At 68.3% G+C, this 13,004-nt stretch carries 12 protein-coding genes; 10 read left to right on the top strand and 2 right to left on the bottom strand.

Annotated elements, in window-relative coordinates; translation table 11 throughout:
* Positions 1-68 precede the first annotated feature (68 nt).
* The 10 genes from BBX35_RS16375 (at position 69) to BBX35_RS16330 (ending at position 11,296) form a co-directional block, all read left to right on the top strand.
* A complete protein-coding gene (locus tag BBX35_RS16375) occupies positions 69-887 on the top strand; it encodes a molybdate ABC transporter substrate-binding protein (protein WP_067222163.1) in 819 nt (272 codons plus the stop codon).
* Positions 888-955: 68 nt separating this feature from the next.
* Positions 956-1,999 (top strand): iron ABC transporter substrate-binding protein, encoded by a 1,044-nt coding sequence (locus tag BBX35_RS16370; protein WP_067222161.1) that lies wholly within the window; start codon positions 956-958, stop codon positions 1,997-1,999.
* On the top strand, positions 1,975-3,006 hold the full coding sequence (locus tag BBX35_RS16365; RefSeq protein WP_067222160.1) for a FecCD family ABC transporter permease: 1,032 nt from the start codon (positions 1,975-1,977) through the stop codon (positions 3,004-3,006). The genes BBX35_RS16370 and BBX35_RS16365 overlap by 25 nt, the downstream gene beginning before the upstream one ends.
* Positions 3,003-3,806, top strand: coding sequence for an ABC transporter ATP-binding protein (locus BBX35_RS16360; RefSeq protein ID WP_067222158.1), 804 nt, complete (start codon positions 3,003-3,005; stop codon positions 3,804-3,806). Before BBX35_RS16365 ends, BBX35_RS16360 begins: the two co-directional genes overlap by 4 nt.
* A gap of 332 nt (positions 3,807-4,138) precedes the next feature.
* Positions 4,139-4,822: a hypothetical protein gene (locus BBX35_RS16355; RefSeq protein WP_208979862.1), complete on the top strand. Its 684-nt coding sequence runs from the start codon at positions 4,139-4,141 to the stop codon at positions 4,820-4,822.
* Between the two features lie 236 nt (positions 4,823-5,058).
* The gene (locus BBX35_RS16350) at positions 5,059-6,528 is read left to right on the top strand and encodes a cryptochrome/photolyase family protein (protein ID WP_067222157.1); all 1,470 of its coding nucleotides are present in this window, start codon (positions 5,059-5,061) and stop codon (positions 6,526-6,528) included.
* A 16-nt stretch (positions 6,529-6,544) separates the two neighbouring features.
* Positions 6,545-7,849 (top strand): NAD(P)/FAD-dependent oxidoreductase, encoded by a 1,305-nt coding sequence (locus tag BBX35_RS16345; RefSeq protein ID WP_067222155.1) that lies wholly within the window; start codon positions 6,545-6,547, stop codon positions 7,847-7,849.
* Positions 7,846-8,682 (top strand): DUF1365 domain-containing protein, encoded by an 837-nt coding sequence (locus BBX35_RS16340; protein WP_067222153.1) that lies wholly within the window; start codon positions 7,846-7,848, stop codon positions 8,680-8,682. Before BBX35_RS16345 ends, BBX35_RS16340 begins: the two co-directional genes overlap by 4 nt.
* 34 nt (positions 8,683-8,716) lie before the next feature.
* Complete coding sequence (locus tag BBX35_RS16335; protein WP_067222713.1) at positions 8,717-9,946, top strand: class I SAM-dependent methyltransferase; 1,230 nt, start codon at positions 8,717-8,719, stop codon at positions 9,944-9,946.
* A gap of 3 nt (positions 9,947-9,949) precedes the next feature.
* A complete protein-coding gene (locus BBX35_RS16330; protein WP_067222152.1) occupies positions 9,950-11,296 on the top strand; it encodes an MFS transporter in 1,347 nt (448 codons plus the stop codon).
* 9 nt (positions 11,297-11,305) lie between these two features.
* Here BBX35_RS16330 and BBX35_RS16325 read toward each other — a convergent pair whose 3' ends face one another.
* Both BBX35_RS16325 and BBX35_RS16320 read right to left on the bottom strand, forming a co-directional pair.
* A complete protein-coding gene (locus BBX35_RS16325; protein ID WP_067222150.1) occupies positions 11,306-12,127 on the bottom strand; it encodes an SDR family NAD(P)-dependent oxidoreductase in 822 nt (273 codons plus the stop codon).
* A gap of 188 nt (positions 12,128-12,315) precedes the next feature.
* Positions 12,316-12,960, bottom strand: coding sequence for a ChrR family anti-sigma-E factor (locus BBX35_RS16320; RefSeq protein ID WP_067222148.1), 645 nt, complete (start codon positions 12,958-12,960; stop codon positions 12,316-12,318).
* Positions 12,961-13,004: the final 44 nt, after the last annotated feature.

Raw genomic sequence — 13,004 nt, 5'->3', positions numbered from 1 at the left:
CAGCGACACACTCCGGCGCGGGGGCCCTCCCCGCGCCGGTTCACTCCCCCGGACCGGAGGCTTCCCGCATGCGCCGCACCCTCGCCGCTACGGTTCTCGCCGTTTCCGCCACCCTCGCCCTTTGCAGCCCCTCCATGGCAGACACCGCCCCTGTTCATCTTCATGCCGCCGGCAGCCTGAAGTCGGCGATGACCGACATCGCCGATGCCTTCGCCGAAGCATCCGGCACCAAGGTCGAACGGGCGTTCGGCCCCTCGGGCCTGCTGCGCGAGCGGATCGAGGGCGGCGAAAAGGCAGAAGTCTTCGCCTCGGCCAACATGGCCCATCCGCGGCGCCTCGCCGAGGCGGGCAAGGCCGCCCCCGTGGTCCTGTTCGCGCGCAACCGTCTGTGCGCACTCGTTCAGCCGCAAGTCGAGACCGACAGCGACGGGTTGCTCGCAACCATGCTGCGCGAGGACATTCGCGTCGGCACCTCGACACCCAAGGCCGATCCCTCCGGCGACTACGCCTTCCAGGCCTTCGACAAGGCCGAGACTGTCACGGCCGGCGCCACCGAAACGCTCAAGGCCAAGGCCCTGCAGCTGACCGGCGGCAAGGACAGCGAGCCCGCCCCCGAGGGCCGCAACCCCTATGGCTGGGTGATGGAAAGCGGCAAGGCGGACATCTTCCTCACCTATTGCACCAACGCGCTGCTCGCCCGCCAGGAGGTCGAGGCGCTGCGGATCGTGCATCTGCCCTCCGCGCTGGCGGTCGGTGCGGATTACGGCCTCACGGTCATGGACGGCGCCTCTGGCGACGCCTGGAAACTTGCGCTCTATATACTGTCTCCGGCCGGCCAGGAGATTCTGGCCGACTACGGCTTCGACGCGCCGGGCAAGCTCGACTGACACCGGGCGGGCGGCCGTGTCGTGATGGAAGGCGCATGACCTGAGGGCGCGCGAACAGGGAGCCCGACATGACCAGACCTGCCCGCTTCCTTGCTGCCGCCCTGACGGCCCTGCTCTGGGCCGCTGCCCCGGCGAGCGCCCGCACCATCGTCGATTCCGCCGGCCGCACCGTCGAGGTGCCCGACACCGTCTCGCGCGTCTTCGCCGCCGGACCGCCCGCCTCCATTCTCGTCTATGCCTTGAAGCCCGAGGCGCTGCTCGGCTGGCCGCGGGCACTGCGCCGCGAGGAGCGTCCCTATATCGCCGAGGCCTATCGCGACCTGCCGGAGACCGGCCGGCTGACCGGGCGCGGCGGCGAGGCGAACCTTGAACGGGTGCTCGCGCTCAAGCCCGACCTGATCATCGATTTCGGCTCCGTCCGCGACACCTATGCCGACCTTGCCGACCGGGTGCAGGCGCAGACCGGCATTCCCTACATCCTGATCAACGGCCGCTTCGAGGAGACCGCGAACTCCCTGCGTCTCGTCGGCGAGGCGCTCGGCGTAGCCGAACGCGGCGAAACGCTCGCCCGCGACGTGGAAGAGACTTTCGCCGCCCTCTATGCCGCGCTCGGCGCGGTGCCCGAGGCGGAGCGCCCGCGCGTCTACCTCGCGCGCGGCCCCGACGGGCTCGAGACGGGCATGAAGGGTTCGATCAACACAGAGATCATCGAGCGGGCCGGCGGGCGCAACGTCGCCGAGGCGCCCGGCCAGTACGGGCTGGTGCAGGCCTCGCCCGAACAGGTGATCCTCGCCGATCCCGACACGATCATCACTTGGGACCGCACCTTCTTCGACGCGGTGTGGTCCAGCCCGGTGTGGTCCGGCATCACGGCGGTGCGCGAGGGCCGCGTCTACCTGTCGCCGACCGCCCCCTTCGGCTGGATCGACCGGCCGCCCTCCCTCAACCGGATGATGGGCCTGAAATGGCTCGCCGGTCTCTTCTACCCCGAGCTCTGGACGAAGGATCTGCGCGAGGAAACCCGAGCCTTCTACCGCCTCTGGTATCATGTCGAGCTGTCGGAGGCCGAGCTCGACACGCTGCTGGAATGGGCGAACGGGCGCGCGCCTTGACGCCGCGATCCGGGCTTGCCGTCGCCCTGCTGGTCGCCGCGCTGCCCCTGCTTGCGCTGGCGGCCCTGCTGATCGGCCCCTTCCCGCTGTCGCCCGGCGAAGCGCTCGCCGTCCTGTGGCGCAGCGCGACCGGCACGCTTGCCGAGGGCGACCGGGCCGCGACCGTGCTCCTGTCGATCCGCCTGCCGCGCGTTGCCGCCGCCCTTCTCGTCGGCGCCGCCCTTGCCGCGGCCGGCGCCTGCTACCAGACCCTGTTCCGCAATCCGCTGGTCTCGCCCGACATTCTCGGCGTCTCGGCCGGTGCCGGGCTCGGCGCGGTGCTCGGCATCTTCCTCTCCCTGCCTGTCGCCGCGATCCAGCTGATGGGCTTTGCCGGCGGGCTTGCGGCCGTCGCCCTTGTCGGCTTCGTCGCCGCGGCCGTGCGCACCGGCGACCGGACGCTGGTGCTCGTGCTGGCCGGCGTCGTCGTCGGCGCGCTGACCGGCGCGGCAACCTCGCTGCTCAAGGTGCTGGCCGACCCTTACGACCAGCTGCCGGCGATCACCTTCTGGCTGCTCGGCTCGCTGGCCGGCATCAAGACGGAGGACGTGCTGCCGGCCGCGCCCGTCGTGCTGCTCGGGCTGGTGCCGCTGGTGCTGCTGCGCTGGCGCATCAACGTCCTGTCGCTCGGCGACGAGGAGGCCCGCTCGCTCGGCATCGAGGCGGGCCGCCTGCGCCTTGCCGTGATCTGCTGCGCCACGCTGGTGACTGCGAGCGCGGTTGCCATTGCCGGCGTCGTCGGCTGGGTCGGCCTCGTCATCCCGCATGTGGCGCGCATGCTGGTCGGCCCCGGCTTCGGCACCTTGCTGCCGGTCGCGGCCCTGCTCGGCGCGGCCTACATGCTGGTCGTCGACACGCTGGCGCGCACCGTCTCGGGCGCGGAGGTGCCGCTCGGCATTCTCACCGCCGTCGTCGGGGCGCCCTTCTTCCTGTGGCTGCTGGCGCGCGGGCGGAGGGCCTGGGCATGAGGCTGGCAACGAAAGCGCTCGCCACCGGCTATCGCGGCCGCTCCGTCGGGCGCGACATCACGCTGACCGCCGGTCCCGGCGAGGTCCTGTGCCTGCTCGGGCCCAACGGCTCGGGCAAGACCACCCTGTTCAAGACGCTGCTCGGCCTCATCCCCTCGCAAGGCGGCGAGGTGCTGCTCGACGGCATGCCGCTCGGCCGGCTGCCGCGCGCGGAGATCGCCCGCAAGATCGCCTATGTACCGCAGGCACATGCGATCCCCTTCGCCTTTCCGGCCGAGGAAGTCGTGCTGATGGGCCGTACCGCCCGGCTCGGCACCTTCGCCCAGCCGGGGCCGCGCGACCAGGAGGCGGCGCGGGCCGCACTCGCCCGTCTCGGCATCGCCGATCTCGCCACGCAGGACTACACGCGATTGTCCGGCGGCCAGCGCCAGCTCGTGCTGATCGCCCGCGCCCTTGCCCAGGAAACGCCGCTGCTGGTCATGGACGAGCCGACCGCCAGCCTCGACTTCGGCAACCAGGCGAAGGTGCTCGCCGAGATCGCCGGCCTTGCTGCCGGCGGTCTGACCGTGGTCCTGTCGACCCACGACCCGGACCACGCTTTTGCCGTGGGAACGCGGGTGGCGCTGTTGCACGCCGGCAACGTGCTGGCCGAGGGGCCGCCCGATGCGACGCTGACGCCGCAGGCGCTTTCGACGGTCTACGGCATCGACGTGACAGTCGAGCGCACCGCCTCGGGGCGCACCGTCTGCCTGCCGCATCTGGGCACTGCAATGGCCTCCGCCGCCGGGGTGCGGCGCTAGCATTCCCGGTTTTGGCTCTCCCCGCAAACTTCACGGAAACGTGAAATTAACTGCGCCACCTTTTCGCCTTTCACGCGCCCCATTCTCGCCCGGTTTGAAACCCTCGTGATTCCAGCGCGTTACCGACGCGATTTTGACAAATGTAAAAAAATCGTTTCCGCGGGAACTGCCGGAGTGTGATGGGCGTTACTGATTTGTCAGGATGTTTGAGAGACGTTGGTGCAGGCTTGGTCTAGAATATTTGGATGACACACACCAAATCTCAGACTTAGCAACATTCAGGCAGTTACCGGCAAAAGAAACCGGAACTGCCCAGCCTTGGGAGGCGACGAATGTTTAAAATCGCAAAGAATATCGTTGCAGGAAAGTCACGCAGTGTGGCTGCGCAGCACAGTGGTGCGCGCACCGGGCTCATGATTGCCGCAACAGTTGGTATCTTCGCGGCTGTGGCGGCGTCCGACTTGCACGCGCAAACCGCCGACGCGGTGCTCCAAAAGAGCGATCGCGAGACCTTAACGATCCCGGAAGACCGCCTGGCGGTGACGCTCGGCACCCCGCAGGGCGCCGATGAGGACAGTTCCTACGCCATCTGGGTCGGCGAGGTCGAACGCGACGGCCGGAAGACCGTTTGGGTCGAGCTCATCGATGACCATGGCGAGGTGATCTACGACAGCGAGGTCTCGCAGAACGAGACGCATCTGCTGCCGGACGGCCGCGCCGTGGTCGTGCGTGCCATGACGGAACCGCAGCAGGCCGAAACCCGCGTCGCCAAGACCGACCAATCGCGCGTTGCCCCCGACGCCCGCCTGGTGGTGACCCGCCGCGTGGTCGACGATCCGAACCTGCAGACGACGATCGAGTTCATCGAGGAGACCTCCCGGCCGGAACCATCCGCGATGATGCGGATCGCAGCGTTCGGTAACGCCGTGTGGTCCGCCATCGTCGCCAGCATCGGCAGCGCCGCCGACAGCGTCGTCGTCGCCTGGAACTGGATCACCGAGCCGTTCCGCGCCTGACGCGACGCGCTCCAGACTGACCGACCGAGAAGAGAACCGGCAAACCGCTTCCCCGCATTGCCCGGCACTCCGCCCTCGACAACGACCGAAAAACGGCTGCGCCCTCCCGGCGCGGCCGTTTTTCGTTTCCGCCCGCCGGCACGGGTTCTTCCGCTGCTGCGAAAAAGTGCTGATCCATCAGACAGAAGCAGGCGTAATGAGGAGCACACACCCGCTGAAGACGGAAGCTCCGCCATATGCCCTCAAAGGACAGCCCCTCCCCGATTGTCGTCTGGTTCCGCGATGACCTGCGGCTCGACGACAATCCTGCGCTCGCCGCAGCCGTTGGACAGGGTCGCCCCGTCGTCGCGCTCTATGTTCTGGACGAGAGCAAGGATGGGCCCCGCGCGCTCGGAGGCGCCTCGCGCTGGTGGCTGAACCTGTCGCTGAAGGCGCTTGCCAGGGACCTCGACAAGATCGGCGTGCCGCTGGTGCTGCGCAAGGGTCCGGCGCTGAAGACCGTTCCCGCCGTGCTGTCGGAGGCCGGCGCCGGCAACATCGTCTGGAACCGGCGCTACGATGCGCCGGGCATCGCCATAGACAAGGAGCTGAAGTCCTCGCTGCGCGAAGACGGCTTCGTCGCCGAGAGCTTCAACGGCGCACTTCTGGCCGAACCCTGGGACGTGCTCAACGGCGAGGGCCTGCCCTACCGGGTGTTCTCTCCCTTCTTCCGCGCGATGAATGCGCGCGGCGCCCCGGCGCAGCCGCAGGACTTCAAGGCACCATCCGAGCGCCTGCCTGAGGCGCCCTCGCTCGAGGGCGAGGAGATCGACGACCTGTTGCCCCTGCCCTCGCGCCCCGACTGGGCCGGCGGCCTGCGCGACACCTGGACGCCGGGCGAGGCCGGTGCGCGCAAGCGGCTGGAAGCGTTTCTCGACGACCGGCTGTGCCGGTATGCCGCCCAGCGCGACATGCCCGGCGAGGATGCGACGTCGCTGCTTTCCCCGCATCTGCGCTTCGGCGAAATCTCGCCCCGCCGCATCTGGTATGCGGCCGGCGACCGCACCGCGGCGCAGGACGAGATCAGCGACAAGCAGCTCGACAAGTTCCGCTCGGAGCTCGGCTGGCGGGAGTTCTCCTACCACCTGCTGTTCCACTTCCCCGACATCGGCCACGCCAATTTCCAGCCGCGCTTCGACGACTTCCCCTGGCGCAAGGACAAGAAGCAGTTCCGTATCTGGACCAAGGGGCAGACCGGCTATCCGCTGGTCGATGCCGGCATGCGCGAGCTCTGGCACACCGGCTACATGCACAACCGGGTGCGGATGGTCGTCGCGTCCTTTCTGATCAAGCACCTGATGATCGACTGGCGCGAGGGCGAGGCCTGGTTCTGGGACACGCTGGTGGATGCGGACCCGGCCAACAACACCGCCAGCTGGCAGTGGGTGGCGGGTTCGGGCGCTGATGCCGCGCCTTACTTTCGCATCTTCAATCCGACCAGCCAGGGCGAGAAGTTCGACCCCGACGGCACCTATGTCCGGCGCTGGGTGCCGGAGCTCGCCGACATGCCGGCCTCCCACATCTACAAGCCGCACGAGGCCCCGCGCGAGATGCTGGAGAAAGCCGGCGTCCGCCTCGGCGACACCTATCCCCGACCGATGGTCGAGCATGCCAAGGCCCGCCAGCGTGCCCTCGATGCCTTCCAGACCATAAAAAACGCTTCCTGAAGAAGAAGGACACGCAATGCGTATCGCCGTCATCGGTTCCGGCATCGCCGGCAACAGCGCCGCCTGGGCCCTGAGCGAGAGGCACGACGTCACGCTCTACGAGAAGCGTGCGCGCCCCGGCGGCCACAGCGCCACCGTGGACATCGACTATGACGGCACGCCGATGGCCGTGGACACCGGCTTCATCGTCTACAACGAGCTGAACTACCCCAACCTCACCGCCCTGTTCGATCATCTCGGCGTTGCGACCGAGGCAAGCGACATGAGCTTCTCCTTCTCGCTCGACGGCGGCGTGCGGGAATGGTCGGGCTGCAATCTCGGCACCATCTTCGGACAGCGGCGCAACATCGTCTCGCTGCGCTTCATGTGGATGCTGCGCGAGATCCTGCGCTTCAACCGCATGAGCGTCGCCGACCGCGCGTCCGGCTATCTCAGCGGCCTGTCGCTTGCCGACTACCTGGCGCGGCGCAAGTTCTCGCCTTGCTTTGCCAGCGACTACCTGCTGCCGATGGGCGCCGCGATCTGGTCGACGCCGCCGGCCCACATGCTGGCCTTCCCGGCGGAGAACTTCATCGCCTTTTTCGAGAACCACCGCCTGGTCAACCGCGACCGCCCGGTCTGGCGCACGGTCTCCGGCGGCAGCCGAACCTATGTGGAGCGCCTGCTTTCGCCGCTCCAGGGCCGCGTGCGGCTGGCGACCCCGGTCGCCGAAGTGACGCGCCACAAGGGCCGGGTGCATGTGCGCGACACGTCCGGCCACGAGGACGTCTTCGACCATGTGGTGCTCGCCTCCCACACCGACCAGACGCTGGCCATGCTTGCCGATGCCTCGCCGGAGGAGCGCAACATCCTCGGCGCGGTGCGCTACCGGCCCAACCAGGTCTACCTGCACCGCGACCGCGCATTGATGCCGCGCCGGCGCCGGGTCTGGGCCTCGTGGAACTACATCGCCTCCAGCGATCCGGACGCCCCCTACCGCGATGCCTCGGTCACCTACTGGATGAACCGGCTGCAGAACTTGCCCGGAGACAAGCCGGTCTTCGTCAGCCTCAATCCGGTCGAGCGCCCGCGCGAAGACCTCACTTTCGGCACGTTCGAATACGATCATCCGCAGTTCGACGCGGCCGCCATCGCTGCGCAAAAGGCGCTCGGCCAGATCCAGGGCAACCGCAACACCTGGTTCTGCGGCGCCTGGTGCGGATACGGCTTCCACGAGGACGGCCTTGCCGCCGGCCTCTCCGTCGCCGAGGCGATCGGCTGCGAGATCCCCTGGCGCGTCGGCGCGGACGGCGTCGCGCGCACCGCGGAGGCAGCCGAATGACCACGCGCCCCATGGCGACGACGCAGGAGGCCAACGGCCCGCCGCCGGAGGCGGCCGCCGTGCTCTATCCGGGCAAGGTCATGCACGCCCGGCTGAAGCCCTTCGGCCACCGCTTCGACTACTCGGTCTTCTCGCTGCTGGTCGATCTCGACCGGCTGGGCGAGGCGGACCGCCAGTCGCGCCTGTTCTCCGTCGGCCGGTTCAATCTCGCCTCCTTCCACGAGGCCGATCACGGGCCCCGCGACGGCACCCCCTTGCGCGCCCATGTGGAGGCGCTGCTGGCCGCGCGCGGCATCGACGAGCCGCCGGCCCGGATCCTGCTTCTGTGCTATCCGCGCATCCTCGGCTACGTGTTCAATCCGCTGTCGGTCTATTTCGCTTATGACGCGGCCGGCGCGCTGCTCGCCCTCGTCTACGAGGTGCGCAACACGTTCGGCGACATCCACACCTATGTGGAGCCGGTGCGCGAGAGCCAGCGCGGGCCGGAGGGCATCCGCCAGTCCCGGGCCAAGGCCTTCTACGTCTCGCCCTTCATCGACATGGCGCAGACCTATGCCTTCCGCGTGCTGCCGCCAGGCAAGGCGGTGCGCATCCGCATCCTGGAAAGTGACGCTACGGGACCTCTCCTGTCCGCCGCCTTCGCTGGTACGGCGGTGCCTGCGACGAGCCGTGCGCTTCTCTCGCTCTGCTTGAAAATCCCGTTCATGACACTCAAAGTGGTCGGCGGAATCCACTGGGAAGCGCTCCGCCTCTGGCTCAAGGGCGCACCTTTTCATTCGCCGTCTCAACGTCCGGGAACCATTCGACGCCACAATGCATATACGGGGAGCTGAAGTGTCCCGGCTGTCCGACGAGGAGCGACCGACCATGTCGACTGCGATCGTTCTCACACCTGAAAATGCCCGCCAGGCCCTCGCCGGACTTCCCCGGCTCGCACGCCTCGGCCTTCGCATCGCCCTCAACCTCAAGGCCGGCTCCCTGAGCGTGGAAACGCCCGAAGGCCGGCGCTTCCTGATCCGCGGCGAGTTGCCCGGTCCGGAGGCCGAAGTGCGCATCCACTCCTGGCGCTTCATCCGTCGGCTGCTCAGCGGCTCCGACATCGGCGTCGGCGAGAGCTACATGGTCGGCGAGTGGACCAGTTCCGACGTCACCACGTTCCTGGAGCTGTTCTGCCGCAACCGCGATGCCACCGCCGACATGCTGCGCGGCAGCCCGATCTTCCGGATGATGGTGCGTTTCCGCCACTGGCTGAACCGCAACACCCGCTCCGGCTCGCGGCGCAACATCTCGGCCCATTACGACCTCGGCAACGCCTTCTACAAGGAGTGGCTCGACCCGACGATGACCTATTCCTCGGCGCTCTACGACGGCGGCGTCAACGACCTGGAACAGGCGCAGAAGCGCAAGTACCGGGCGCTGGCGGAGGAAAGCGGCATCACGCCCGATCACCATGTGCTGGAGATCGGCTGCGGCTGGGGCGGCTTTGCCGAATTCGTCGCCAGCGAGATCGGCGCCAGGGTCACCGGCCTCACCATCTCGCGCGAGCAGTTCGACTTCGCCTCCAGGCGCATCCAGGAGGCCGGCCTAGCCGACCGGGTGACGCTCAAGCTGCAGGACTATCGCGACGAGCGCCAGCAATACGACCGCGTTGCCTCCATCGAGATGTTCGAGGCGGTGGGCGAGGAGTACTGGAGCACCTATTTCCAGACCGTCTCGAACTGCCTGAAGCCCGGCGGGCGCGCCGGCCTGCAGATCATCACGATCCAGGACAAGCTGTTCGACGACTACCGCCGTACGCCGGACTTCATCCAGCGCCACGTCTTTCCGGGCGGCATGCTGCCGCCGCCGGGCGAGCTGGAAGCGCTCGGCGACCGCAGCGGATTGAAGCTCGCCGCCCAGCGGATCTTCGGCCACGACTACGCCCGCACGCTGGAGGAATGGCGCCAGCGCTTCTGGGACGCCTGGCCGCGCATCCGCCCGCTCGGCTTCGACGACCGGTTCAAGCGGCTGTGGGAGTTCTACTTCCACTACTGCGAGGCCGGCTTCCGCTCGGGCAATATCGACGTGCGCCAGATGATCTACGAAAAGGCGCGCTGACACATGGCGCCAGCGCCGGGCCCGTCATGGGGGCACCTTGCGGCCTATGCGGGACCGGCGCTGCCGCTGGCGGCGCTCACCCTGCCGCTCTACGTCATCCTGCCGAGCTACTATGCCGGTGCCATCGGCCTGCCGCTGGCACAGGTCGGCTTCATCCTGCTGATCGTGCGGTTGGCGGATGCGATCTCCGATCCTCTCGTGGGGCTTGCCGCCGACCGCTTCCACCCGCCGCTCGGCCGGCGGCGCGGCTGGCTGGCGCTCGCCGCCCTTCCCGCCGCGCTCGCCGCCTTCATGATCCTGACGCCGCCCGACGGGGCCAGCTGGGTCTATCTGCTGGGCTGGGGCCTTGCGCTGTCGCTCGGCTATACGGCGGCGATCATCCCCTACACCGCCTGGGGCGCGGAGCTCGCCGACGACTATCACGGCCGCAGCCGCGTCGCCGGCGCGCGCGAGGGCATGGTGCTGGTCGGCACGCTGGTCGCGATCTCGGTGCCGGCGCTGGTGGAGGCAAGCGGAGCCGGAGATCAGGGCGATGCGCTGGCCGTGCTCGCCTGGCTCGTCGCGCTGGCACTTCCCTTGACGGTAATGCTCGCCATCCGCGCCCTGCCGGAGCCGGCGGAGCCGACCCGCGCCCTGCCCGGCCTGCGTCAGGGCCTTGCCCATCTGGCCGCCAACCGGCCCTTCGTGCGCCTGCTCGTCGCCTTCGTCGTCAACGGCTTTGCCAACGGCTTGCCGGCCACCCTCTTCCTGTTCTTCGTTGCAAGGGTGCTCGAAGCGCCGCAGATGCAGGGGCCGTTCCTGTTCCTCTATTTCTTCTGCGGCATTGCCGGCGTGCCGCTGTGGATCGCCGTCTCGAAGCGGCTCGGCAAGCATCGCAGCTGGTCGTTCGCCATGCTCGGCGCCTGCGCGATCTTCGCGCTGGTGCCGCTGCTCGGCCCGGGCGACCTTGCCGGTTTCGCGGCGATCTGCGTCCTCACCGGCCTTGCCCTCGGCGCCGATCTCGCCCTCCCGTCCGCGATCCAGGCGGACGTGATCGATGTCGACCGCCTTGCGACCGGCAGCCGCCGGTCCGGGCTCTATTTCGCGCTGTGGGGGCTTGCGACGAAACTGTCGCTGGCGCTTGCCGTGGGCCTTGCCTTTCCGCTGCTCGACCTTGCAGGCTTTGTCGCGGAAGGCACCGGAGACAGCGGTCTCGGCATGCTGGTCGCGCTCTATGCGCTCGTACCTGTCGGGCTCAAGCTCGTCGCCATCGCCTTGATGTGGAACTTCCCGCTCGATGCCGGAGCCCATGCGGAGCTCGCCCGCTCGCTCGCCGCGCGGGACGAGGCGCCGGGCCGGCCCCTCGCATAGCGGCGAGCGTCACTCTTTGGCGTCGTCCTTCGGGTCCCCCTTGCGCGACCAGCCGGTGCTGCGGGCCACTAGTGCGAAATACAGCCGGTAGGGCAGCATGCGCAGCAGCTTCAGCTGCCGGGTAAAGCGCTTGGGGAACGAGATCTCGAAGTCGGCCGGGTCTTCCAGCCCCTCCACCAGCTCGGCGACGGCCGCCTCGACGCTCATAAGGTGCGGCATGGGGAAGGGATTGTCCTTCGTCGCCGGCGTGTCGACAAAGCCCGGCGAGATCACCTGCAGGCAGATGCCGAGCCGGTCGAGGTCGAACTTCATCGATTCCGCCAGATTGATCAGGCCCGCCTTGGTGGCTCCGTAGGCGGCCGAGGTCGGCAGCCCGCTATAGCCGGCGACCGAGGCGACGATGGCGATCTGACCGCGTCGGCGCGGCTTCATCGCGTTCACCAGCGGCACCAGGGCGTTGGCCGTGCCCTTGAGATTGACGTCGAAGGAGGTGTGAAAGGCGGAGAGGTCCGGATCGGTCCCGTCGACGGGCAGGTAGACGCCGGCGTTCAGCACGGCCAGCGCGACGCCGCCGTGCTTTTCTTCCAGTTCGGCGACGATCTCGGCCATGCGCTCGGCATCGGTCACGTCGCCCGGCATCGGCAGGATCGCTCCGGGGATCGCCAGTTTGGCCAGATCCTGCAGCGCGTCGGCCGAGCGGGCCGTCACCGCCACGGTCCAGCCGTGCCGCTGCAGCTCGAGCGCCAGTTCCGCCCCGATACCGGAGCTTGCGCCGGTCACCCAGGCCACGCCGTCCTGCGGAGCAACGGCTCCAGAAGCGTTCGAACGCATCGTCTGCCTCCTTCCTGTTGTGTCAGGGGTTTACGGCAGGTGCGCGTCGGTGGATTGCTTCATCGCTCGAAAAAGACAAAAGAAATCAGCTCGACCGGATCCCTCAAGGCCCGGTCGAGGCAGTCGCGCAGACCAGCTGCGCCAGAGTGCCGACGGCAGTTCAACGCCGCCGGATCACCCGTGCCGGATCATCCCCGCATGAACGGGGCGAACAGCCGGCCGATTGGGCCGGTCAGGCGCAGGCTGCCTTCGGTCACGGCAAAGCAGATGCAGTCCTCGTCGTCGTCGGCCACCGGACGATGGTCGACATCGTCGTCGGCATAGGCGACGTCGCCGCGCACATAGTGCCCGTGCAGGTCGGAGAAGCCGCCCTCCAGCACCAGCGTCAGCTCGGTGCCGTGGTGGGTGTGGGACGGCATCGCCATTCCGGCGCGGATCCACAGCAGGCTGGCGCTGCAGCCGTCCATGTCGGCGACCTTGTACTCCTTCAGCCCCGGAAGCTTCGTCTTCCAGGGGATGTCCGCCACATCCTTGCCGATGAAATCGAAGAGCGGCAGCGGCAGCCGTGTCCTGGTCGCCGCCTGCGGTACGGTGATCGGCTCGTCGGCGGAGGCGGCGAAAATCGCGGCCAGCATGGCGTCGCGGTTCTCGATCCTCACGGGAGCGATTTCCTCGAGCATCGTCCCGCCTGCAGCCTCCAGATCGCGGACGAAACCGCGATTGACCGGCGACAGGTCGAGATGGCTGCGCACGAGCAGTCTTGCAGGTTCGGCGAGCGTCCCGGCCACGTATCCGGCCAGCAGCGCGTCGAACTGTTCGCGTGATGCGTCCATTTCAGTCCAATCCCTGTCGCGGCGCCCCCAAGGCCGCGTCTCAT

Source organism: Stappia indica (assembly GCF_001696535.1).
In the GTDB taxonomy this organism is placed as follows: Bacteria; Pseudomonadota; Alphaproteobacteria; order Rhizobiales; family Stappiaceae; genus Stappia; species Stappia indica.
The sequence above is the reverse complement of the archived record's forward strand: the minus strand, read 5'-3'. Positions and strand labels throughout refer to the sequence as shown.